Below are 23,364 nucleotides of genomic sequence, written 5' to 3' on the forward strand. Positions count from 1 at the left end.
CGGTGGCGGCGGCCTATTGCGGCGGCGGAGTGGGCGCACTCGGCTCCCCGGAGGCCGCGGCGCGCGGCTCGGCCGGCTGGGGCGTCGCCGCCTCAGGCGCGGGCTTCGACTCGGCCGGCGACGTGGGGTGCGCGCCGGCCTTGGCGCCCGACGGCGCTCTGCCACTTGCATCGTTGAAATATTTGAAGAAATCGGAGTCGGGGGTCAGCAGGAGACGCGTGTCTCCGGCTTGCAGACCCTTTTCATAGGCCTGCATCGAGCGATAGAAGCCGAAGAACTCGGGATCCTGGTTGTAGGCTTCCGCATAGATGCGGTTCCTCTGGGCATCGCCGTCGCCTCGAATGCGCTCGGACTCGCCGGTGGCATCGGCCTTGATCACGGTCACCTGACGGTCGGCGGTGGCGCGGATGCGGCGCGCGGCACCCTCGCCTTCGGCGCGGAACTCCGCCGCTTGTCTCTGCCGTTCGGTCTGCATGCGCCGATAGATCGCCTGCATGTTGGCTTCAGGCAGGTCGACGCGCTTGATGCGGACGTCGACGATCTGGACTCCAAACCCGCTCGCTTCCTGATTGACCTGACTCAGAATGGTGCGCATCAGCTCCTCGCGGCGGTCACGCACCACCGACTGGAAGCTCGCGCTGCCGAGCACGCGCCTGAGCGAGGCTTCAAGAATGGCGCCGATCCGCGAATTGGCGATGGACTCGTCCCGCACGCTTTGGAAGAACACCAGCGGGTCGATGATGCGGTAGCGCGCAAAGGCATCCACGACCAGCCGTTTCTGATCGGAGGCAATGACCTCTTGCGAGGCAGTGTCGATGTCGAGAATGCGCTTGTCGAAATATTCGACATTCTGGATGAAGGGAACTTTGTAGTGCAGCCCCGGGTCCTTGATCTCGCGCTTCGGCTTGCCGAATTCGAGCACGATCGCCTGCTGGGTCTGATCGACTGTAAACAGCGTCAGATAGGCCACGACCGCGGCGATGCCGAGGATGATGAGGCCGGTGGTGAGAGCGGTTCTGTTCATTGCTGGCTCTCCTCAGGGGCCTGGGCTGGGGCCTTCTTGGTGAATTCCGACAAAGGCAGGTAGGGCACCACGCCCGACCCGGCCTTCTCATCCACGATTACCTTGTCGGTGTCGCCGAGCACGCGCTCCATGGTCTCCAGGAACATGCGCTGGCGGGTCACGTCGGGGGCAAGCTTGTATTGCTGATAGATCTTGATGAAGCGGTCGGCCTCACCCTTGGATTCGGCCACCACCTTGTCGCGATAGCCTTGCGCCGCCTGCAGGATGCGCTCGGCCTCGCCCTTGGCTTCCGGGATGATGCGATTGGCATAGGCCTGCGCCTCGTTCTGCAGCCGCTCCTGATCGGCACGGGCTGCCTGCACGTCGCGGAAGGCGTCGATCACTTGCGCCGGCGGATCGACCTTCTGGAGCTGAACCTGGGTCACCTGCACGCCGGCGCCATAAGAGTCGAGCGTCTTCTGCATCAGCACCTGCACCGCCGCCTCGGTCTTGGCCCGCGCCTCGGTGAGGAGGGGTTCGATATCGCTCTGGCCCACGATCTCGCGCATGGCGCTTTCGGCGACATCCTTCACCGTCATCTCAGGATCCTGGATGTTGAATAGGAATTTGGGCGCATCGCTGATGCGCCAGAACACGACAAAGTCGACATCGACGATATTCTCGTCGCCGGTGAGCATCAGGCTTTCTTCGGGAACGTCGCGAACCGCGGCCGATGTCTCGCGATTCTCAGCCGAGCCGCGCATGCCGAGCTCGATGCGATTGACGCGGGTGACCTTGGGCAGCTCGACCGCTTCGATCGGATAGGGCCAGCGGAAATTGAGGCCGGGCGGAAGCAGGCGCACGAACTCGCCGAAGCGAAGCACAACGCCGAGCTCCTCAGGATTGACGCGCACGGTGAAGCCGAAAAAGCCGATCAACGCCACGAGCGCCACGGCGATCATCACCGCAAAAGGCCCGCCCATGCGCCCGCTCGGGATGGCCTGCCGGATGCGGTCCTGGCCCCGGCGCAGAAATTCCTCAAGGTCGGGCTGCTGATTTGGACCGCCGGGCCGCGGCCCCCAAGGGCCTCCGGATCCGCCCTTCCAACCGCCGCCGCCGCCGCTCTGATTGCTCCAAGGCATAATGGGATCCTGTTGTCGCTGAAGGATGGCGCTCGACCGCTCAAGGCGGGTCAGCGCTGGCGACGCACGACTATCAGCAGGAAGATGGCAGCCATGCGTCAGGGTTCTTGGGGGGTTATATGGCAGTTGGCGATGAAAGCGCAATGCGCCCTAAGGTGAAGGTTCAGAACCGTTCCAGGAGCACGAAACTGAACGGATATTGGTCCTTCGGCCCAGGCTCGTGCCTTTCGCGCGACAGCTCGCGCCAATCCCTCGAGTTGAAGTCCTTGAACCAGGTGTCGGCGTCGGGCGAGGCATGCACTTCGGTGAGGTAGATACGCTTCGCCAGCGGCATGACGGCGCGGAAGACGTCGCCGCCGCCGATCACCATGATCTCGCCGACGCCGGCCGCCTTTGCGGCGCGGCGTGCGTGCGCCAATCCCTCCTCCAGGCTGGCCGCCACGATGGCGCCAGGCGCCACGAAGCCGGGCTCGCGCGAGAGCACGATGTTGAGCCGGTGATCGAGCACGCGGGGAAGCGACTGGAAGGTGCGGCGGCCCATGAGGACCGGCTTGCCGAGGGTGACTTTGCGAAACTGCTTCAGATCGGTGGAAAGACGCCAAGGGAGATCGCCGCCGATGCCGATGGCGCCGTTCTCAGCCCGCGCCACGACGAGGGCAATGGCGGGATCGCGCGTGACAGCCGTCGCCTTACCGCTCACACGGCGACCTTGGCGTGAATGGCCGGGTGTGGGTCGTAGCCGATCAGCTTGAAATCCTCATAGACGAAGTCGAACAGCGAGCTCACGTCGGAATTGAGCTCAATGCGCGGCAACGCACGCGGCTTCCGCCGGAGCTGCTCGTCGGCCTGGTCGACATGGTTGAGATAGAGATGCACGTCGCCGAAGCTGTGCACGAACTCGCCCGGGCCGAGCCCTGTCACTTGCGCCATTATCATGGTCAGCAGCGCATAAGAGGCGACGTTGAAGGGCACGCCGAGGAAGATATCCGCCGAGCGCTGATAGAGCTGGCAGGAGAGCTTGCCCTCGGCCACATAGAACTGAAACAGGCAATGGCAGGGTGGGAGCGCCATCTGGTCGAGCTCGCCGACGTTCCAGGCGCATACCACATGGCGGCGCGAATCAGGGTCGCGCTTCAAGCGCTCCACGACCTGCGCCATCTGGTCGATCTGGCGGCCGTCAGGCGTGGGCCAGGACCGCCATTGACGGCCGTAGACGGGCCCAAGATCGCCGTTCTCGTCCGCCCACTCGTCCCATATGGTCACGCCATGCTCGTTGAGATAGCGCACATTGGTCGAGCCTTGCAGGAACCAGAGCAGCTCGTGGATGACCGATTTGACGTGTAGCTTCTTGGTGGTGACGAGCGGAAAACCTTGCGCCAGATCGAAGCGCATCTGCCGGCCGAACAGGCTCAAGGCACCGGTGCCGGTGCGGTCCCCCTTCCGCATGCCGGTATCGCGAATCTCCGCGAGAAGGTCGAGATATTGGCGCAAATGCTGGTCCTTTTCGGTCTCCGCTAGAGACCAAGCTAGGCACGATTCTCACACCGATATAGGCTCGGCAAAGCCATCCATCACCCCCAATCTTCCAAGAGGGACCCCGTCATGCGTCGATTCTTGTGGATCGTTCTTTTCGCCCTTTTCGCAGCCCCCGTGCCCGCCGCGGCCGCCAAGCACCTCACCATCGATGACGTTCGCAACATGGCCCTCGACAGGGGTGTCGTCACCATCAAGGAGATCGAGCTCGACCATGGCGTGTGGGAGGTCCAAGGCCGCGACGCTGGCGGCCACAAGATCGAGATGAAGGTCGACGCTTCGAGCGGCGAGATCGTGAAGATGAGGCGCAACGACTGAGTTTCGGCCACGGCGGCAAGAGCGCGGGCCGCGTTTATCCCCACGCCATCATGCCCGACTCATGAACCTTTTTTTTGCCTCCAGACCGGCTTATATATTGAGGGCCGGTGCAAGCCGGATATGGCGATAAACAGCCTTCGTAATAAACCATTCGGACCCGGGGGCAGTACCCGGCGCCTCCACCATCAGGGGACAGTGGTCAGAGATCAGAAAATCGGTTCGCACCTGACAACTGAAAACTGACTTCTGTTCCCTGACATGGGGGCGAAACAGGCTCGACGAGGGTGTAAAGGACGCGCTTTCGCTCGGCATGGTACCGCCGTTATCGGGCCAACCCTATAGTTGCCAATGACAACTATGCGGAGGCTGCTCTCGCTGCGTAAGCGGCGCGATAGCCTGAAAATGAAGTCCTAGCCGCTTCGCGGCGACTAGGCGCGGTTCGGAGGGCACCGGCCAACAGAAGCCCTCCACTTTAACGGGGGCCCTGCCTCAGGTCGCGGAGGGGCGACGAGGTCCATGGCAGACGACGAGATCCGATACGACCTTCTCACGCAGGACGCGTTGCGCGGCGTGATCAGGAGAGTGCTGACTCTCGTGCAGAGGAGCGGCCTTCCTGGGCAACACCACCTCTACATCGCCTTCGACACGGGGGCTGAGGGGGTTTCGGTGTCGAAGCGCCTCAAGGAGCAATACCCCGAGGAGATGACCATCGTCCTGCAATACCAGTTTTGGGACTTGCAGGTGACCAATGACCGCTTCGAGGTGAAGTTGTCCTTCGGCAGCCTGCCCGAAAGGCTGGTGGTTCCCTTCCAGGCGGTGAAGGCGTTCTACGACCCATCCGCCCAGTTCGGTTTGCAGTTCGGCAAGCCCGGCGCCGCCAACGACCTTGCCCGCCAGCACATGGCCTCGGCGCTGCCCGACTTTGTGGCTGACGCCGATGAGGCGGCGCAACAGCGCCCGCCGGCGTCTTCCGAGCCGCCACGCCCGGAGCCCGCGCCATTGCCCAAGCCTGCGGCCAGTGACGGACCGCCTGCCGACCGGCCTAGGTCCGGCGCCGAGGTGGTGCAGCTCGACCGGTTCCGCAAGAAATAGGCGGCCGCAGTCCGCGTGCGCTCTGCAGCACGAGGGTCCACGGCCGGCCGGCGCGGCCTGACCCGGGAACGAACCGCCTCTAGATGGACTCGGCGGGAGCCGGCAGCGATTTCGACCCGGTGTCCCGGGCAGGCTCGAGCGGCACGTTGAGCTCGACGTAAAGCCCGGTCGCCCTGAAATCGACCTTGGTGTCGCCGCCGAGATTGTGGCGGATGCCTTTGTCGATGAGCTGCATGCCGAAGCCGTTGCTGCGCTTGAGCACGACGCCGGCGCCGCGTTCCTCCCAGGTGAGCAGCAGGCGGTTCCCGCGCGCCGTCCGCCAGGAGACGCTGAGCTGGCCGGCAGGCGCCGAGAGCGCGCCGTACTTCACGGCGTTGGTTGCGAGCTCGTGCAAGGTCATGGCCAGGATCGAGGTGCATTGAGGGGGAAGCAGGACGTCGGGCCCCTTGATCAGGATCCTCGGGCCACCTTCGCGCTGGTAGGGCTCAAGCTCGCGCTCGACCATGGCCTTCAGGCTCGCGCCCGACCATTGCGCCTCGAGCAGAAGGTCATGCGCGCGATGGAGCGCGCGCAACCTCTCCGACAAGGTCTGGGCCATGGCCTGGGCCGGCCGGTTGGTGGCCTGACGCAGGCTCGCCTGCACCAGCGACTGCACGATGGCGAGCACGTTCTTGACCCGGTGATTGAGCTCGCCGACCAGCATGGTCTGTCGCTGCGCCGCCCGCCTCCGCTCGGTCACGTCGCGAAAGATCAGCACGGCACCGGCGAGCGAGCCGTCGAAACCAAGAATGGGCGCGCCGGAATCCTCGATGGGCAGCTCCTTATCATCACGGGTCTTGAGCAACGCTCCGGACTCAAGCCGCGTCGTGGCCCGCTCGCGCAAGGCGCGGAGCGCCGGATCGTCGAGTGGCTTGCGCGTTGCCTCATCGATCACCCGGAAGACCTCCCAGATCGGCTTGCCGCGGGCGTCGGCGAGCGGCCACCCGGTCAGCCGTTCAGCGACCTTGTTCAGGAGCAGCACGCTCCCAGAGGGATCGGTGGCGATCACCCCCTCGCCGATACTGCCGACGGTCGTGCTCAGCCATTCGCGCTGTCCTCTTAGCTCGATCAGCGCCTCGTTGCGGGCGCGGTCGGAGCGGCGCACGGCGTCGATGGTGGTCCAGCTGAAGGCCGCGAGCACGACGATGCTCGACACGGCGAAGATGGCGAGCGTCGCGGCGCTGTCGTAGTAGTCGGCGATCTCAGCCTGATGGGCGAACCAGCCGATGACCAGCGGCAGCACGAGGATGCCGGGCAACAGCCGCCGCAGCATCTCGCCGGCCGGCGATTTCTCGACGATGGCAGCGGCGATGCCTTCCTCTGGAGATGAGGCAAGCAGCCCGATGGCGAGCAGGAGCGTGCTCAGCAGGCCGTAAGGCGACATGGCGGTGAAGGGGAACTGGTAATAATGGGTGGCGACGCCGTAAGCATAGCCGGTGAGCACGATCAGCACCTGGGCCAGCATGGCGACGGCCAGGATTTGGCTGATGGCGGAGCCGAGCCTGTCTCCCTTGGCGCAGAGCAACGCGAGCCCAAACAGAATGAGCGAGCCGGCGCTGCCGGGAGCCATGCGACCGGTCGGCAGCTGACCGGAAGTCTCGGCAGCCGGAGGCGCATTGCCGAGCAAGATCCGGTCGATGCCGAGGTCAAATCCGTAAAGGTCCTGGATGACGGTCGCGCCGCCGAGTAGAACAAGCCCGAAACCGATGAGCCAAGCGAAGGGCCGTAAGCCGCGGAACGTCAGGCAGAAAAGCCCGATGCCGGCGGCGATGCCGCCTGCGGCCGCATTCGGCGCCATGCTGTGAAGATGGGGGAAGAGCGGCTCGAGCGCGGAGAGATCGAAATGCCAGCTCGCGAGCACCAGCGCCCCTGCGGCGCAAACCACCAGGGCACACAGGCGCGCCAAAGCCAGCGCCACTTTCACGGCGCGCGGCACCGGCAATGCCATCCTCACTGGGACCTCAATCACTCGCCTTCCTCACCCCAATATCGCGGGGTCGAAGCCCGGGCGAAGTTGGGCGCTCCTCGGCAGAAGGCCCCTAAAATCAGCAGCAATGAACGCGTTCTCCCACCCTTTTTGCGATGTTATAGCTTAGCCAAGGCCGAGCCGATAGGTCATGCAGACGGCCTGACCCTTGACTCGTTCGAAATGTCGCCGAAACGGAGACGTAAGTATGGCCGTGAGCAAGAACCCTCCTCGCAGTCCACAAGCTGCAACCCCGACGCGCATGGAATCCGATTCCTTTGGCCCAATCGAGGTCGCCGCCGACCGGTATTGGGGGGCGCAGACCGAGCGATCGCGCCGGAATTTCAGGATTGGCGAGGAGCGCATGCCTATGCCCCTGGTCAAGGCGTTGGCCATGGTCAAGAAGGCCGCGGCGCTTGCCAATCTCGAGCTCGGCCTGATCGACGAGCGCCTGGCACGCGCTATCGTGGCGGCGGCCGACGAGGTGATCGAAGGCCGGCACGACACCCATTTTCCGCTGCTCGTTTGGCAGACAGGTTCCGGCACGCAGTCGAACATGAATCTAAACGAGGTGATCGCCAACCGGGCGAGCGAGCTCCTTGGGGGCACCTTGGGGGCCAAACACCCGATCCATCCCAACGATCACGTCAATCTCGGCCAGTCGTCCAACGACACGTTTCCCACCGCCATGCATGTCGCGGCTGCGGTTGAGCTCGCTTATCGCTTGAACCCGGCGCTCGCCCGCCTCGATCAGGCGCTCAAGGACAAGGCGGAGGCGTTCCAGGACATCCTCAAGATCGGCCGGACCCACTTGCAGGACGCGACGCCGCTCACCCTCGGTCAGGAATTCGGCGCATATTCAGCGCAAGTTTCGCACGGCATGGAGCGGATCAAGCAGGCGCTCTACGGGCTCTACCAGCTTGCCCAAGGAGGCACCGCGGTCGGCACCGGGCTGAACGCGCACGCGAAGTTTCCCGAGCTGTTCGCCGCCAAGATCGCCGTGATGACGAAGTTGCCCTTCGTCACCGCGCCAAACAAATTCGAAGCGCTCGCAAGCCACGACGCCTACGTGTTCGCACACGGGGCGCTCAACACGGTTGCCGTCTCGCTGTTCAAGATCGCCAGCGATATTCGCCTGCTTGGCTCAGGCCCGCGCTCCGGCTTCGGCGAGCTTTTTCTGCCGGAAAACGAGCCCGGCTCCTCGATCATGCCGGGCAAGGTGAACCCAACGCAGTGCGAGGCGGTGACCATGGTCGCAGCCCAAGTCATGGGCAACAACGCCACCATGTCCTTCGCCGGCAGCCAAGGTCATCTCGAGTTGAACGTGTTCAAGCCGCTGATGGCCTATGCCATGCTTCAGTCGATCAGGTTGCTCAGCGATGTGGCGGAAAGCTTCACCGACAATTGCATCGTGGGCATCGAGGCCAATCGGGCGCGCATCAAGGAGCATCTCGACCGCTCGCTGATGCTGGTGACGGCGCTCGCCCCGCATATCGGCTACGACAAGGCGGCGGAGATCGCCAAGGCGGCCCATAAACGGGGAACTACCTTGCGGGAGGAAGCGGTGCGGCTTGGTGCCGTCAGCGAAGCCGAGTTCGACCGCCTGGTGCGCCCCGAGGACATGGTCGGTCCGAAACGGTGACACCCGACCCTATGGCCAGGTCGCGCCATAAGCGCTCGATCACCATTGCCCGTCACCGCACCAGCATCTCGCTTGAAGATGCGTTTTGGCAGGCTCTTAGCCGCCTGGCCAAGGCCGACGGCAGATCGGTGGCGGATCTTGTGAGCGAGATCGACCGGCGGCGAGAGACGAGCCGGTCGAACACCAGCCTCTCGGCGGCAATCCGGCTTTACGTATTGGAGCGAGTGGAAGCAAGCGGGGCCTAACCGCCTCCGAAAATGCTGATGCCCTTCTTCCAGTCATCGGGCGCCGGCCGCGGGCGGTTCGGTCTTTTCCTTGGCGCCACGGGTGCTGGGGCGGGTATGGCGTCATCAGCGGCAGCCGCCGGCGTCGGCTGCGGTTCGGCTGAAGGCGCAGTGGACTGAGAGGGTGGAACGGGGGCTGTGGCGCCCTGACTCCACGGCAATTGTTCAGACTGACCGGGTGATGGGACGTTTCCCTGCGCGGCGCCGTTTGCCTCCAGATCGGCGGCGCGGGGCGTTGGCGTGCTGGCAGCAGCTTTCGCTGCGGCGGCCCTCTCCGCAGCAACCTTCTCGGCGGCAAGCTTCTCGGCAGCTTCCTTCTCCGCAGCGGCCTTCTCCGCTGCAAGCTTCTCGGCAGCGGCCTTTTCCTCAGCGAGCTTATCGGCTGCAGCCTTCTCCGCAGCGGCCTTCTCAGCGGCGAGCTTGTCGGCAGCGACTTTTTCAGCCGCGCGCTTCTCGGCAGCTTCCTTCTCCGCAGCGGTCTTCTCCGCTGCAAGCTTCTCGGCAGCGGCTTTCTCGGCAGCGGCCTTTTCCTCAGCGAGCTTATCGGCTGCAGCCTTCTCCGCAGCGGCCTTCTCAGCGGCGAGCTTGTCGGCAGCTTCCTTCTCCGCAGCGGCCTTCTCAGCGGCGAGCTTGTCGGCAGCTTCCTTCTCCGCAGCGGCCTTCTCCGCAGCAAGCTTCTCGGCTGCTGCCTTTTCAGCGGCACGCTTCTCGGCAGCGGCTTTCTCGGCCGCGACCTTCTCAGCCGCACGTTTCTCAGCCGCGGCCTTCTCGACTGCACGTTTCTCTGCGGCTGCCTTCTCGGCGGCGAGCTTGTCGGCGGCAGCCTTTTCGGCAGCACGCTTTTTCTCGGCCGCCTTCTCTGCGGCAAGCTTCTCTTTGGCGGCCTTTTCCGCGGCGCGCTTTTCCTCGGCGGCCTTCTCAGCGGCAAGCTTCCCGGCCGTAGCCTTTTCCGCCGCACGCTTCTCCTCGGCGGCCTTCTCGGCGGCAAGCTTGTCGGCGGCAGCCTTCTCGGCCGCGCGCTGTTCTTCAGCCACCTTCTCCGCTGCGCGTTTCTCTTCGGCGGCCTTTTCTGAGGCCATACGCTTCACCTCGGCAGCCCGGTCAGCGGCACGCTGTTCGACGGCAGCCTTCTTGGCGGCAAGCTCCTCCGTCGTCGCCTGTGCTGTGGGCTCGCCTGAATCATCGGAGGCGTCCGCCTCGGCCGCATCCGGTTCGGCATCTGCTTCAGGCTGATTCCGGCCGCTCACGTCGAGCGTCTCGAGCCGCTCGACATCGGCCTGCATGCGGCGGACGGTGAGGAAGTTCTCCATCGGCTCCGTGTCGACCACCGAGGTGATGGCGCCGGGGTCCTGCAGAGACCCGGCAAGGACGAGGTTCACCGAAGGCATGTCTGCGTCATTGCTGCCGTTAAGGCGCAGTGCCCACTCGCTGTCGAGCCGGAGGCTCGCCAATTCCACATAGCCGTTGATGGTGGTCTCAGCGCCTTTGCCGGCAAGCACCGCTGGGTCAAGCTTGAGCGTGCCGTTCTTGATGGCAAAGGGAAGCGCGGTGGCGGTATAGGGGTAGGTCCCCCGCGTGAGCGTGTCCTGCACCGTGCTCATCCGGGCCGCGATCTGGTCCTTGTCCAGCTTGATCCGCTTCGACCGATTGGCCTCGGCGGCCACGCGCTTCAGCGGCTCAGGCGAAAGGGCTTGCAGCGCGCCAGGATCGAGAAAGAGCGCACCTTCGCCGTTCAACCCGGCAACGAGGCCGGGGGGACTGAGCCCCTCGCCTGAGACGTCGATCACGAACGTAAACGGACCTTTGGCAAGCACCCGCCCGGCTAGGGATTGCGAGAGCTGGTCCAACCTGCCGGAGGCAAGCTCGGCGTGAAGTTTGAGCTCGGCGCCAGCGCCTTTCGGCGTGAGCGTTCCAGACGCCGCGAACGAGCCGTCGAACAGGCGTCCCTGCAAGTCGGTGACGGAAAGCCCCTTGTGGTCGACGTGGGCGATCAGCGTGGCATCTTCGACCTGGAAGGGCGCGCCGAGCCCAAGCTCCTTCGCGCTCAGCGCAATCTCGCCTTCCGCGTTCACAAGCGGCTCGAGCGCGAAGCCGCGGGCGGGCCATACTTGCGAGGCGTTTTGGGCGAGCGAGCCGAGCATCTCCTCGGTTGATGGCGTGCGCTGCCAGGCGATGAGCGAGCCGAGCAGAGCGGGCAGCGAAACCGTGCCGGCGTCGGCCGCTACCCTGAAGCGCGTGCGGTCCCCGTTCGTGTCGAAGTGAGCGCTTCCTTCCACGGGCTCGCCCGCAATCTCGCCGGAGATGGATTTGAAGTCGACGCTGCCTGCGGTCTTCACCACATCGGCGCGAAGGTCGAGCGGTACGTCGGCGCTTGGCGAGGCATCAAGGCCGAGGAGCACAAGCGCCAAACCGGCATTGGTGCTCTTTGCCGAAGCCTGGCCGGCCAAGGCCACGCCTTCGGGCTGCAACGAGCCTTGGCCGTCAAAGGCGATTTGCAGGTCGGCGGTCGCGAGTTCTCCATGCCCGGTGATGCCCTTGCTCGGCACGCCTTGCGCCTTCAGCGTGAACCTGCCGCGGTCGGCGCCGGCGACGGCAAGCCGCTCAGGCGCAAGGCCGGGCACCAGAAAACCGAGAAGGATCTGCGGCTCATTGCCTTCGACGCCGCTGTCGATCTCAATTGCCGCGTCGGCAAGTTTGCCCGGGTCGCCGGTGGCCTTAGCGAGGATGGAGACATCGGTACCACCCGCCTTACCCTTCACCTCGATTGAAGCGCTGGTGGCATCGCCCTCGCGAACCGAAGTGAGCCCCATATGCAAATCGAGAGGCGCGAGGCTTGCGAGTTGCTTCGACTTGGTCACGCCGTCGCCAAGCCCAAGAAGCTCGCTCGTCACTTTGAGCCCATCGGCGGTCATGGCTTGCAGCGACAGATCGACCTGGCCTGCCGGCGCATCGCTTAAGTGCTCAATGCGGCCGTTGCCGTTAAGGGCGACGGCGCCGGGAGCCGCAAAGTCGAGGCGCTCGACGTCGAGGGTATCCTTGGCGAGGCCGAATTTCGCGTCGAGGCGCCCTGCCGGGATGTTGGGCAGCAGAAGCTCGCCGACACGCAAGGTGGCATGCACCTCATCGTCGCGCAGCGCTTCGAGCAGGCTCCGCTCGGACACCGGCGAGAAGTCCGGCTGTTTAGCATCGGAGTCCGGCAACCAGTTGCGCCACGCCGCGCTCTCGCCCATCACCTCTCGCAAATCGAGGCGGTCGCTGTCCAGCGTCAGATCGAGGATGCGCTGCTCGCCGCCGCGATAACGCAAGGAGCCGCTGAACTTCGTGCCGCTCAGCTCGCCGCTTGCGTCTTCAAGCATGAGATTGCCGGCGCCGATGGTGGTCTTGGCGGAGAGCGTGAAGGCGCCGACCGTCGCCTGGCCGGACATCTCGCGATCGCCGGCGGCCCAGCGGGCGAGGGTCCTGAGCTTGGAGCCTTCGAGTTTGATCGGGCCTTCGAACACCGGCCCCGCCTCGCCTCGCGTGAGACGCCCGGAGGCCTCGATGCGATTCTCGCCGGGAAGTTCTGCGTTGAGGCGCTCGATGACCACCACGCCATCCTTCGCCGCCACGGCGACATCGACGGCACCGACAAGATCGCCGCCAATGCTTGCCTGGTCGAGCTTGACGGTGAGCGCGCCGTCTCCCACCGAGGCGGCCTGTTCAAGCGCCCGTTCGGCGACGGCGTTCAACGCATCAGCGGTCGAAGGTCCGGCTTGCGCGTCGGCGGGTGCCGCGGCAGCAAGCAGCGTGTCGACATCGATCCAGCTCGCGGCCAGCTCGCCCACCGCCTTGGCATGCGCGCCGAAATCGAGCGCGAGCTTGCCCTTCATCATCTGCGAGCGGCCTTTAGAGTGAATGGCAATTTCGAAGGCTGGAAGCTCGGCATGATCCGGCGTCGCCTTGAGTTCGCCCTTGAGCTCGAAGGCTGAGAGATTCGCTTCGGCGCCCGTGGCCTGCTCGGCGGATTGCGGCACGCCGTCGGCCGGCGCCTCCGCAGGCTTCTGTGCTTGGCTCTGTTGCGCAGCCGGACCTTCGGCAGGAAGGGCCGAGGCAATGCGCATGATGACGGCGCCGTCGTAGCTCGGCTTGTCGCGGAGACCGGCCACATCGCCTTCAAGCAAATAGGTCGTGTTGCGATCGGGATCGCGCAGCACCGATTTGAGCCGGAACAGGCCGTCGGCATCGCTTGCGCCGGTCGAGAAGCGAAGCTCTTGGGGGCGCCCTGCGTAGTCGTAGGTCGCCGTCAGCTTGTATGGCCCCGACAGAGACGCGGCGCTCGCTTCGCCGGAGACATTATCGACGACGAGCGGCGGCATGCCCGGACGGCTCACCTCGACACGTCCAAAGCTCACGCTCACCTGATCGAGGAGCACCTCCTTGGGCACGAAGGGAAGCGTCTCGCCGGCCCTGCCGACGTCGTTCCAATTTCCGGTGCCGTCCTCGCGCAGCGCGAGCCGCAACACCGGCTCGGTGATGGCGATCTTGCGCGCCTCGATGGCGCCGCGCATGAGCGCCCCGATATTGAGCCACGCCTCGATCGACTTTGCCTCGAGCAAGGGTTGGTCGAAAGCGCCCTTCTCGTCGGCAACCTTGACCTGGTCGAAGCGGAGCTCTGGCGCCGGCAGCAGCACCATATGCACTTTGCCGCCGACCTTAACGTCGCGCCCAAGCAGCTTGCTCGCCTGGGTTTCAAAGACCGGACGGTAGTCGTTCCAGTCAATGAAGACCGGCGCCGCGAAAAGCACGCTCAGCACCACAATCAGTACTGCCGTCAAAGCGAGCAGAAACGAGTTCACGGAAGTCTATGCCTTAGGCTCGATCGCGTGCATGCGCGAGGGGGTGTGGCAAAGCCAGGGACTGGTCGGTCCAATTCACCCGCAATTTCGGTCATGGTAATGCGAAGATCTTACCAGGATTAAGGATATTCAACGGATCTAGCGCCTTTTTTATGGCAATCATCACATCGACCCCGGCGCCATGCTCCTGCGCGAGATAGCGAATCTTGCCCTGGCCCACCCCGTGCTCGCCGCTGCAGGTGCCTTGCATGAGAAGCGCGCGCTCGGTCAGCCGGTCGAGGAAGTTCTGCACGGCGCGCCGCTCGGTGGCGCTGCCGGCGTCGAACAGCGGCATGACGTGGAAATTGCCATCCCCGACATGGCCGACGATCGGGGCAAGCAGGCCAGTCCGGTCGATGTCGGCGCGCGTCTCGGCGACGCAAGCGGCGAGCGCCGAGATCGGCACGCAGACATCGGTAGTCACCACCTCGGCGCCGGGACGCAAGCCCCTCGCCGCCCAATAGGCGTCATGGCGGGCCTGCCAGAGCTTGCTGCGGTCTTCGGGACGCTCGGCCCAAGCGAACTGCCCTCCCCCTTGCTCGCGCGCAATCTCGGCGAAGATCTCGACCTGCTCGCGCGTGGCGGCCGCACTGCCGTGAAACTCAAGAAACAGCGTCGGCTGCTCGGCCAGCGTGAGATGCGAATAGGTGTTGCAGGCCCTGATCTGCACCTCGTCGGCGAGCTCGATACGGGCGAGCGGTAGCCCCATCTGCATGGCGACGATGGCGGCGTTGCAGGCGCCTTCCAGGGTGGCAAAGGGGCAGACCGCCGAGAGGATTGTCTCGGGGATTCCGTGAAGCTTGAGCGTGAGCTCGGTGATGATGCCAAGCGTGCCCTCGGAGCCGATCAAGAGATGGGTGAGATCGTAGCCGCTTGCCGATTTCCGGGCGCGCTGACCGGTCTTGAGCAGCGTGCCGTCGGCCAATACCGCCGTGAGGCTCAAGACGTTGTCGCGCATGGTGCCGTAGCGAACGGCGTTGGTGCCTGAGGCGCGGGTCGCCGCCATGCCGCCGAGGCTTGCATCGGCGCCGGGGTCGATGGGGAAGAAGAGACCCTGGTCGCGCAGATGGTCGTTCAGAGCTTTGCGCGTGACGCCGGGCTCGACCACGCAGTCGAGGTCCTCTTCATGCATGCCGAGGATGCGGTTCATACGCGAGAGATCGAGCGACACGCCGCCGAAAGGCGCATTGACGTGACCTTCGAGCGAGGTGCCGGTGCCAAAGGGGATGACCGGCACGCGGGCCTCGGCGCAAAGCTTCACCGCCTCGATCACCTCTTGCGTGGTCTCGGCGAACAGCACGGCATCGGGCGGCTGCGTCGCGATCCAGGTCAGGGTGTTGGCGTGCTGCTCGCGCAGAGCCGCGCCGGTCGAGAAGCGATTGCCGAACCGTGCCGCCAGTCGCGCAAACAGAGCGCGCTTGACCTCGGCCGAGGGCCGCTCGACAGCGTCTGCCATGAATGCGCTCATGGCGGCACTGTACCACCCTTGCGATTCACGGAAAGCTAAGGCTTAGGGCGGGGTCGCCGGGCGGCTGGCTCAGGAGCCGACAATATCGATCACGGCGGCGAAGTGAACGCTCGCGGCGACCAGCACGAAGCCGTGCCAGATGGCATTCTGGAAGGGAAGCCGCTCCCAGAGATGGAACACCACGCCGATGGTGTAGAGAACGCCGCCAAGCATGAGCAGGAACGCTACCCGTTCCGGCACGGCCGACACCAAGGGATGCCAGGCGACGATCACCGCCCAGCCCTGCACCAGATAGAGCGCGGTGGTGACGCCTTCGAGATAACGCGGGGCCAACAGCTTGATGCCGATGCCGATGGCAGCCATGGTCCACACCACGGCGAGCAGGGTATACCCCCACTCCGCGTCCATCTTCATCAGCGCGAACGGCGTGTAGGTGCCGGCGATCATGAGGAAGATGGCGGCGTGGTCGAGGCGGCGAAACACCGCCTTCACCTTCGGCCTGACGATAAGGTTATAGCCGGCCGAGCAGGTGAACATGGCGACGAGAGCCAAGCCATAGATCGAGAGGCTCACGATCCACAGTGTGGCCTGCGCCTGCACGCCCACGACCAGGAGCGCGGTGAGCGCCACGAGGCTCGCGGCGACGCCGATCACGTGAATGCAGCCATCCGCCACGCGCTCGCCCAGCGAATATTGCGGAAACTTCACACTAGTCATGACCCAATCCCGGACCGCCGCTCAGAATAGAGGAACGTGAAAAGCACCTTACCATTTGTTGTGGCAAGCGTGAGGCGCGCGAACGCCGTTTGCGGCGCGGAGGATGTCCGCGCCGCAAGATCACAACTGCAAGCGTTGATCTCAGTTCCGACGGCGAGGCAGCCTAGTTGCCGCACACCTTGGAGCCGGAGGTGCAGACGTAAGGCACCACCACGCCGGTAAAGCACGTCGTATAAGTCTTCGCCGTGACGAAAGACCCATAGATGACGTCCTTGGGCACCACCGGCCGCACCGACTTCCAGAATGGATCGGGCTTCACCCTGTAGGCGCTCATGCTGACATAGCTCCAGCCTTTCGAACGTCTGAGCTCGGCGGCGCTTTGCGCTGCGAGAGCCCGCGACATGGCCAAGGCCTCGGCTTTGTTGTCGGCGCTATGGGTCGCCGAAATGACCTGGCAGCCAGCCGCCGCCGGCTGTTGCCCCCATACCGCAAATGCAAGGATGGCAAGCACAACAATCTTCGCAGATCGAAGCATACTATTCCCCCAGTCCCAGTGAAGAATCAGGCCCCGCGATACCGCCTTTTTTGCCAGTCCAACGGGGCGCTGGCAACCCAACTCGTCGAACCTATGCTGTGGCGAATCGCCCGCGATGCAACGAAGTCACACCTCGGCTCGCCGGCGCAAGGTCTTGCCCTTTTTCGCGCAAGCCCGATGTATAGTTTCAAAGCAATGTCAAAGATTCGCGTGAACGCCGCCGCGGCCGAGGACCCCACGCCGGAGCCCGAGCAACTCCCTATTTCGATGCGCGCTATGGGTTTGAAACCCATGCGCTATCTCGACGCTCTCAACCCGGAGCAGCGCGAGGCGGTGGAGACGCTTGACGGGCCGCTCCTGGTCCTTGCCGGCGCCGGAACCGGAAAGACGCGCGTGCTCACCACGCGAATTGCCCATATTTTGAGCTTGGGCCGGGCCAGGCCGTCACAAATCCTCGCCGTCACCTTCACCAACAAGGCGGCGCGGGAGATGAAGGGCAGAGTCGGCGAGCTGATCGGCGGCGTGGTCGAGGGCATGCCGTGGCTCGGCACGTTTCACGCCATCGGCGTCAAGATCCTGCGCCGCCATGCCGAGCTTGTGGACCTCAAGCCGTCCTTCACGGTGCTCGATACCGACGACCAGATCAGGCTGTTGAAGCAGCTGCTCGAGGCGGAAAACGTCGACGAGAAGCGGTGGCCGGCGCGGCTGCTCGCCGCCATGGTCGACGGCTGGAAGAATCGCGGGCTTGTTCCGAAGCGGGTGCCTGAGGGCGAATCCTTCGCCTATGCCAACGGCAAGGGGCGCGAGCTTTATGCCGCCTATCAGCACCGGCTGAAGGAGCTGAACGCCGCGGATTTCGGCGATCTCTTGCTTGAGAATCTGAGGCTGTTCCAGGAACACCCTGACGTTCTTGCGCAATATCAACAGCGTTTTCAGTTCATGCTGGTCGATGAATATCAGGACACCAACGTCGCCCAATATTTGTGGTTGCGCTTGCTGGCTCAGGGCAGCAGCAACATCTGCTGCGTCGGCGACGACGATCAATCGATCTATGGCTGGCGAGGGGCCGAGGTCGACAACATCCTCCGCTTCGAAACGGACTTTCCCGGCGCCAAGATCATCAGGCTCGAGCGCAACTATCGCTCCACCGCCAATATTCTCGGCGCCGCCTCGGGCCTGATCGCCCACAATCAGGGGCGCCTCGGCAAGACGCTACGCACCGACGGCAGCGCCGGCGATAAGGTCGAGGTGCAAGGCTGTTGGGACGACGAGGAAGAAGCCCGCATCATCGGCGAGGATATCGAGCAGCTGCAGCGGCAAGGGCAAAACTTGAGCGAGATCGCCATCCTTGTCCGGGCGAGCTTTCAGATGCGCGCCTTCGAGGATCGTTTCATCACTCTTGGTCTCCCCTACCGGGTGATCGGCGGCCCGCGCTTCTACGAGCGCCAGGAGATCAGGGACGCCACCGCCTATTTCGACGTGACGCTCAATCCGGCCAACGATCTGAAATTCGAGCGCATCGTCAACACGCCGCGGCGGGCTTTGGGCGAATCGAGCCTGAAATCTCTGCACCAGCTTGCCCGCGCGCATAGTGTGCCGCTGATGCAGGCGGCGCGGCTCATTGTCGAGACCGAGGAGCTGAAGCCGAAATCGCGCAAGGCCCTCTCAGACCTGATCGCCGCCTTCGACCGCTGGCGTTCGCTGATCGAGACCATGCGCCATACCGAGCTTGCCGAGCTGATCCTCGATGAGTCCGGCTACACCGCCATGTGGCAAGCTGAAAAGTCGCCGCAAGCGCAATCGAAGCTGGAGAATCTAAAAGAGCTGATCCGCTTCATGGACGAGTTCGACACTTTGGCCGGCTTCATGGAGCACGTGAGCCTGGTGATGGATGCTGAAAGCGAAGAGGGGACCGAGCGCGTCAATCTGATGACGCTGCACAGCGCCAAGGGTCTCGAATTCGACGTGGTGTTCCTGCCAGGCTGGGACGAGGGATTGCTGCCGCATCAGCGGAGCCTCGACGAGTCCGGACGCTCGGGCCTCGAGGAAGAGCGCAGGCTCGCTCACGTCGGGCTGACCAGGGCGAGGCGCAAGGCCAAGATCACCTTCGCCCAGAACCGCCGCACCCACGGCATGTGGCAGCAGGCGATCCCGTCTCGCTTCATCGACGAGCTCCCCATCGCCCATGTGGAGGTCGCCGAGGATCGCGGCTTCCATGGCAGCTACGGCCAGAGCCGATTCGACACGGCCGAGAATCTCTTCGCCAGCGGCTTCTACGAGACGCCGGGCTGGCAGCGGGCGCAAAGGAACCGGCCTCCGGGGAGTACGCCTTCAAACGCGAGGGCACGGGAGCCGATCACCATCGACGGCACGCTGGTCGCGGCGAGCACGGTCGAAGGCGCCGGGCTTTCGGTCGGCACGCGCGTGTTCCACCAGAAATTCGGCTATGGCCGCATCGCGCATGTCGACGGCAACAAGCTTACCGTGGATTTCGACAAGGCTGGACAGAAGAAGGTGGTCGACAGCTTCGTCGAGCGTTGCTGATCGGACATGCTGAAGAGCAGCCGGAACATCAAGCGACGGCTGGAGCAGGATGGCTGGGTTATTGAGAGGATCAGAGGCTCCCACCATATCTTTCGCTATCCGTCGAGTGGTGCGATTATCGTGCTGCCTCATCCCAGAAAGGATTTGGGTGTGGGCCTTGTGCGCAAGATCTATAAGCAGGCAGGTTGGCAGCCGGACTAGAGAGATATGACGGCTTACGTTGCAATCCTGGAGGATGCGGGACCGAGCACCGCTGCGGGGGTGTGGTTTCCCGACCTCCCCGGCTGCTTTTCGGCTGGAGATGACATCGACGAGGCCCTGCGAAACGCTGGCGAAGCCATTGCGGCTTACGCCGAAGCTCTGGCGCAAGAGGGGCGTGCCCTACCCGCTCCCCGCAGCCTTTCCGCTCTGCGCGACGATCCGGAGGTTGCTCCCGATCTTCGAGATCACATCGTCGCTCTTGTAGCTGTTCCCGCGGAGACGATTCGGGCCGCCGAATAGAGGCCACAGCGGCCGAAGCTCAGTCCACCCAACCCCCCTAACCGCAGCGGCGCACGCGCACGCCATTTACCCAGACCGTTTGGCAAACGACAGCCGGACGACGAACGACAACGGCGCCGCGGGGCCCGGCGCACCCAGCGCGAAACACGCCTCTCGCGCAGACCACGGCATTGGCATCGGTGGGGATGGTGGTCAGAAACATGCCGGAGGCGAGAGCAGCGAGTACGAGCAAGCGCATAGGTGTCTCCTTGGGTTGGTCGGTGCGGGCGGCTCGGGTAGCCCGGGAAGGTGTAAGAATTAGGACGGCAGGCCATCCTGGGCGTGCGACCCTTAGTCCCGCCGCAAGCCCGATGACCTGACCTCGTCATTTGCGCCGGCGCATCGCCCGTGCCTAAGCTCCAGTCATTTCGATCGCCCCGAGACCGTCATCGCCAATGCGTGAAGCGTTTGCCGATACCTACGTCGCCAGGATCGAGGCTCTTACCGAGGTCGCCGAGAGTATTGCCGCGGCGCTGGAAACGGCCGAAACCCCGGCTTCCATGGCCGTGACCTTATTCGACCAAGGCGATGGGACAGTGGAAGTGTCGGCGCATTATCCTGATGAGCCGAATCGCAACGACCTGATCGCTCTCCTCGGTGACGCTCGCTACGCGAATGAGATCGGCACCCTGCGCATCGAGCGGCTTCTGCCGCAGGACTGGGTATCGCGCTCCGAAAGCTTGCGGGGTCCGGTGCGCGCCGGCCGCTTCCTGGTGCATGGCCGTCACGACCGGGGCAAAGTGCCCCAGGGTCGCTTCACCTTTGAAATCGACGCCGGCCTTGCCTTCGGCACGGCCCATCACGCCACCACGCGCGGCTGCCTCATCGCGCTCGATCGCCTGCTCAAGCGCGGGCGCCCGAACCGCGTGCTCGATGTCGGCACCGGGACAGGCATCCTCGCCATCGCCGCCGCCAAGGCTCTCGGCCGACCCGTGATTGCGAGCGACGTGGATCCGACCGCCGTCGCCGTGGCCGCCGAAAACGCTGCGGGCAACGGCGTTCGGGCGCGGGTCCTTGTGGTGAAGGCAAAGGGACTTGCTCATCCGGCGTTGCGCCGCGCCAAGGCCGACCTGCTGTTCGCCAACCTTCTGCTCCGGCCGCTGCTCCAGCTCGCGCCTGATTTCGCCCGCGCTGTTTGGCCCGGCGGGGTATGCGTTCTCTCCGGCATCCTCGATACCCAGGCGCGGCAGGTCGAAGCGCACTTCCGCGCTCTCGGCTTCAGGCTCGATTCACGAATCCTTCTCGGCGGATGGACCACTTTGCTCCTCCGGCGCGGCAGCAGGTCGAAGGCGCCTGCCGATTGATTGCGGCGCCCCCGCGCCTTACAAGGCGGGACCATGTTTCAAAGCTTCGAAGAGGTCAGCTCCCCTGGCGCCGTGCCGGAACGGGTCAGAGCGCTGCGCCGTGCGCTCAAATCGCGCAAGCTCAAAGGCTTTCTCGTGCCCCATAGCGACGAGCACCAAGACGAGTTCCTGCCCCCCGCGGCTGAGCGCCTACGCTGGCTCACCGGCTTCACCGGGTCGGCTGGCGCGGCCATCGTGCTGGAGAACGCGGCAGCATTGTTCGTCGACGGCCGCTATACTTTGCAGGCGCGGGTGCAGACCGACAATTCGCTATTTGACGTGCTGCAGACGCCGGACGCCAAGGCCTCCAAATGGCTCGCCGGAGCCCTGCCGAAGGGCGGTATCATCGGCTACGACCCGAATTTGCACACCATCAAGGAGATCGAGCGCTTGACCGAGAGCCTGGGCAAGGTCGGCATCCGCCTGGCGCCGCAGGCTGACAATCCGATCGACCTCTTGTGGCGGGACCGCCCCGCCCCCTCCTCCGCCCCGGTCGTCCCGCATGGTCCTGAACTCGCCGGCCGGAGCGCGGCAGAGAAGATCGGCGAGGTGCAGGAGACCTTGAAGGGCGACAAGGCTGACGCCGTCCTGCTCAGCCTGCTCGATTCGATTGCCTGGCTGTTCAACATACGCGGCGGCGATATCGGCCACTCCCCGCTCGCGCTCGCCTTCGCCTTGGTCCCGGCGCGCGGCAAGCCGGCGCTCTTCATCGATCCCGCCAAGCTTGGCGACAATGTGCGAGGTCATCTGAAAGAGACGGCGGAGCTTCTTCCGCCCGATGCGCTCGACGCGCGGCTGAATGCGCTTGGAGAGAAGGGCGCGCGGGTCCGCCTCGATGCGGAGACGACGCCGGTGCGCTTCAAGCAGATCCTCGAAGCCGCCGGCGCGAAGATCGTCGCCGGCGACGATCCGTGCATTCTGCCCAAGGCGATCAAGAACGCCACCGAGATCGAAGGCGCCCGCGCGGCGCATCTCCGCGACGGAGAAGCGGTCGTCCGCTTCCTCGCCTGGCTCGACGAAAATTCCCCCTCCGGCCGGGTCGATGAGATCGGCGCGGCGATGAAGCTCGAAGAGTTCCGGCGCGAGACGGGAGAGCTCAAGGATCTGAGCTTCGACTCGATCTCGGCGGCGGGCCCGCACGGCGCGGTCGTCCATTACCGGCCGACCACCGCAAGCAATATCAGGCTCAAGCCTCGCTCGCTCTACCTCATCGACTCGGGCGGACAATACGCCGACGGCACCACCGACATCACCCGGACCGTCGCCATCGGCACGCCGAGCGCCGAGATGCGGCGGCACTACACGCTGGTGCTGAAGGGGCATATCGCCGTCGCCAGCGCGCGCTTCCCAAAGGGGACGCGCGGACAAGACGTCGACCCCTTCGCGCGCCGGCCGCTCTGGCAGGCTGGCCTCGATTTCGACCACGGGACCGGGCATGGCGTCGGGAGCTATCTCTCGGTGCATGAGCCGCCGCAGCGCATCTCGCGGACGGGCAGCGTCGAGTTGCAGCCGGGCATGATCCTGTCCAACGAGCCTGGGCTCTACCGTGAAGGAAGCTACGGCATCCGACTGGAAAATCTCGTGCTGGTGACACCGCCGGCACCGGTCAAGGGCGGCACGCGCGAGATGCTGGGCTTCGAGACTCTGACGCTTGTGCCTTTCGACCGCCGGCTGATCGAGCCCGCAATGCTTAATCGCGACGAGCTTGCCTGGCTGGACGCGTATCACGCGCAAGTTCGGCGCAAGATCGAGACGCTGCTCAAAGGCTCTACCCGCGCGTGGCTCCGCAAGGCCACGGCCCCCATCGGCTAACCACGGACCGCTCATGGCAACCTGGGTTTCAGCGCTCGCCGCGATCCTGACCACGGCGGCCTTCGTGCCGCAGGCGCTGCACATCATCCGCCATCGCGAGACCAAGGCCATTTCGCTCGTGATGTATGTGGCGTTTGCCAGCGGGGTGGCGTTCTGGTTGCTGTTCGGCGTGCTCATCCACAACTGGCCAATCATGATCTCGAACGCCATCACGTTGGTGCTGACCCTCGCCATCGTGGCGATGAAGCTCCGCTACGGGTAGGGTTCAGCGGGGGGAGCGAATCAGTCTATTGTGGCTGCATGGCAAAGACGATCGCGCAGGCCCTCAACCAGGTGGGCACCAAATCGCGTTGCCCCTCTTGCGGGCACGAGGTCCATTCAACGCTCGGAGAGGTGAAGCGGAAGCCGCAATTCGCCTGTCCTTCTTGCGGCGACGATTGCGACGTGCGCGAGGCCGTGGCCTGGGTCGAGCTGCACGCCCGCCGGAGCTGGCTCAAGCGTGTCGCTTAGGC

Annotated in this window: 21 protein-coding genes and 1 other RNA gene; 12 read left to right on the forward strand and 10 right to left on the reverse strand. The window is 64.6% G+C overall.

The annotated features are described in order from the left end of the window. Nucleotides 1-13: 13 nt before the first annotated feature. From hflC to ACREC7_RS02460, 4 genes are all read right to left on the reverse strand, one after another. Nucleotides 14-1,024, reverse strand: a complete 1,011-nt coding sequence (gene hflC / locus ACREC7_RS02445; RefSeq protein WP_431554100.1) for a protease modulator HflC — start codon at nucleotides 1,022-1,024, stop codon at nucleotides 14-16. Beyond that, nucleotides 1,021-2,145, reverse strand: a complete 1,125-nt coding sequence (hflK, locus tag ACREC7_RS02450; RefSeq protein WP_431554101.1) for an FtsH protease activity modulator HflK — start codon at nucleotides 2,143-2,145, stop codon at nucleotides 1,021-1,023. Before hflK ends, hflC begins: the two co-directional genes overlap by 4 nt. Before the next feature lie 163 nt (nucleotides 2,146-2,308). After that, complete coding sequence (locus ACREC7_RS02455; protein WP_431554102.1) at nucleotides 2,309-2,845, reverse strand: dihydrofolate reductase; 537 nt, start codon at nucleotides 2,843-2,845, stop codon at nucleotides 2,309-2,311. Then, a complete protein-coding gene (locus ACREC7_RS02460; RefSeq protein ID WP_431554103.1) occupies nucleotides 2,842-3,636 on the reverse strand; it encodes a thymidylate synthase in 795 nt (264 codons plus the stop codon). The genes ACREC7_RS02455 and ACREC7_RS02460 overlap by 4 nt, the downstream gene beginning before the upstream one ends. A 111-nt stretch (nucleotides 3,637-3,747) precedes the next feature. On the opposite strand from ACREC7_RS02460, the gene ACREC7_RS02465 reads away from it, so the two are divergent. From ACREC7_RS02465 to ACREC7_RS02475, 3 genes are all read left to right on the forward strand, one after another. Then, entirely contained in the window at nucleotides 3,748-3,996 is a 249-nt protein-coding gene (locus ACREC7_RS02465; RefSeq protein ID WP_431554104.1) for a PepSY domain-containing protein, read from the forward strand. 64 nt (nucleotides 3,997-4,060) lie between these two features. Further along, nucleotides 4,061-4,468: a transfer-messenger RNA gene (gene ssrA / locus ACREC7_RS02470) on the forward strand. A gap of 44 nt (nucleotides 4,469-4,512) precedes the next feature. Then, nucleotides 4,513-5,088 (forward strand): SspB family protein, encoded by a 576-nt coding sequence (locus tag ACREC7_RS02475; protein WP_431554105.1) that lies wholly within the window; start codon nucleotides 4,513-4,515, stop codon nucleotides 5,086-5,088. Nucleotides 5,089-5,167: 79 nt separating this feature from the next. Here ACREC7_RS02475 and ACREC7_RS02480 read toward each other — a convergent pair whose 3' ends face one another. Continuing rightward, entirely contained in the window at nucleotides 5,168-7,075 is a 1,908-nt protein-coding gene (locus ACREC7_RS02480) for a sensor histidine kinase (protein ID WP_431554135.1), read from the reverse strand. Between the two features lie 226 nt (nucleotides 7,076-7,301). Between ACREC7_RS02480 and fumC the strand changes: the two genes are divergently transcribed. Both fumC and ACREC7_RS02490 read left to right on the forward strand, forming a co-directional pair. Beyond that, complete coding sequence (fumC, locus tag ACREC7_RS02485) at nucleotides 7,302-8,735, forward strand: class II fumarate hydratase (RefSeq protein ID WP_431554106.1); 1,434 nt, start codon at nucleotides 7,302-7,304, stop codon at nucleotides 8,733-8,735. A gap of 11 nt (nucleotides 8,736-8,746) precedes the next feature. Continuing rightward, nucleotides 8,747-8,980, forward strand: coding sequence for a ribbon-helix-helix domain-containing protein (locus ACREC7_RS02490; RefSeq protein ID WP_431554107.1), 234 nt, complete (start codon nucleotides 8,747-8,749; stop codon nucleotides 8,978-8,980). Here the strand turns inward: ACREC7_RS02490 and ACREC7_RS02495 are convergent. From ACREC7_RS02495 to ACREC7_RS02510, 4 genes are all read right to left on the reverse strand, one after another. Continuing rightward, a complete protein-coding gene (locus tag ACREC7_RS02495) occupies nucleotides 8,977-13,854 on the reverse strand; it encodes an AsmA family protein (RefSeq protein ID WP_431554108.1) in 4,878 nt (1,625 codons plus the stop codon). The genes ACREC7_RS02490 and ACREC7_RS02495 overlap by 4 nt on opposite strands. Before the next feature lie 91 nt (nucleotides 13,855-13,945). After that, nucleotides 13,946-15,349 carry an FAD-binding oxidoreductase gene (locus ACREC7_RS02500; protein ID WP_431554109.1) on the reverse strand — a complete coding sequence of 468 codons (1,404 nt, stop codon included), beginning with the start codon at nucleotides 15,347-15,349 and terminating at the stop codon, nucleotides 13,946-13,948. Between the two features lie 81 nt (nucleotides 15,350-15,430). Then, complete coding sequence (trhA, locus tag ACREC7_RS02505) at nucleotides 15,431-16,078, reverse strand: PAQR family membrane homeostasis protein TrhA (protein ID WP_431554110.1); 648 nt, start codon at nucleotides 16,076-16,078, stop codon at nucleotides 15,431-15,433. A gap of 163 nt (nucleotides 16,079-16,241) precedes the next feature. Beyond that, entirely contained in the window at nucleotides 16,242-16,613 is a 372-nt protein-coding gene (locus ACREC7_RS02510) for a hypothetical protein (protein ID WP_431554111.1), read from the reverse strand. Between the two features lie 195 nt (nucleotides 16,614-16,808). Here ACREC7_RS02510 and ACREC7_RS02515 point away from each other — a divergent pair, with 195 nt between their 5' ends. From ACREC7_RS02515 to ACREC7_RS02525, 3 genes are read left to right on the forward strand one after another with little or no spacing between them, the layout of a single operon-like run. After that, a complete protein-coding gene (locus ACREC7_RS02515) occupies nucleotides 16,809-19,157 on the forward strand; it encodes an ATP-dependent helicase (protein ID WP_431554112.1) in 2,349 nt (782 codons plus the stop codon). A 6-nt stretch (nucleotides 19,158-19,163) separates the two neighbouring features. Beyond that, a complete protein-coding gene (locus ACREC7_RS02520) occupies nucleotides 19,164-19,358 on the forward strand; it encodes a type II toxin-antitoxin system HicA family toxin (protein WP_431554113.1) in 195 nt (64 codons plus the stop codon). Between the two features lie 6 nt (nucleotides 19,359-19,364). Continuing rightward, nucleotides 19,365-19,658, forward strand: coding sequence for a type II toxin-antitoxin system HicB family antitoxin (locus ACREC7_RS02525; protein ID WP_431554114.1), 294 nt, complete (start codon nucleotides 19,365-19,367; stop codon nucleotides 19,656-19,658). Nucleotides 19,659-19,695: 37 nt separating this feature from the next. On the opposite strand, the gene ACREC7_RS02530 is transcribed toward ACREC7_RS02525, so the two are convergent. After that, the gene (locus ACREC7_RS02530) at nucleotides 19,696-19,896 is read right to left on the reverse strand and encodes a hypothetical protein (RefSeq protein ID WP_431554115.1); all 201 of its coding nucleotides are present in this window, start codon (nucleotides 19,894-19,896) and stop codon (nucleotides 19,696-19,698) included. A gap of 196 nt (nucleotides 19,897-20,092) precedes the next feature. Here ACREC7_RS02530 and ACREC7_RS02535 point away from each other — a divergent pair, with 196 nt between their 5' ends. Genes ACREC7_RS02535 through ACREC7_RS02550 form a run of 4 tightly spaced genes read left to right on the forward strand, consistent with a single transcriptional unit; the run spans nucleotide 20,093 to nucleotide 23,362 of the window. Further along, the gene (locus ACREC7_RS02535; RefSeq protein ID WP_431554116.1) at nucleotides 20,093-21,001 is read left to right on the forward strand and encodes a 50S ribosomal protein L11 methyltransferase; all 909 of its coding nucleotides are present in this window, start codon (nucleotides 20,093-20,095) and stop codon (nucleotides 20,999-21,001) included. A gap of 33 nt (nucleotides 21,002-21,034) precedes the next feature. Next, complete coding sequence (locus ACREC7_RS02540) at nucleotides 21,035-22,852, forward strand: aminopeptidase P family protein (RefSeq protein ID WP_431554117.1); 1,818 nt, start codon at nucleotides 21,035-21,037, stop codon at nucleotides 22,850-22,852. A 13-nt stretch (nucleotides 22,853-22,865) separates the two neighbouring features. Further along, nucleotides 22,866-23,114, forward strand: a complete 249-nt coding sequence (locus tag ACREC7_RS02545) for a SemiSWEET transporter (protein ID WP_431554118.1) — start codon at nucleotides 22,866-22,868, stop codon at nucleotides 23,112-23,114. A 38-nt stretch (nucleotides 23,115-23,152) separates the two neighbouring features. Further along, the gene (locus ACREC7_RS02550; RefSeq protein WP_431554119.1) at nucleotides 23,153-23,362 is read left to right on the forward strand and encodes a hypothetical protein; all 210 of its coding nucleotides are present in this window, start codon (nucleotides 23,153-23,155) and stop codon (nucleotides 23,360-23,362) included. Nucleotides 23,363-23,364 lie beyond the last annotated feature (2 nt).

Origin of the sequence: Methyloceanibacter sp., from assembly GCF_050728395.1 — a bacterium.
GTDB lineage: Bacteria > Pseudomonadota > Alphaproteobacteria > Rhizobiales > Methyloligellaceae > Methyloceanibacter.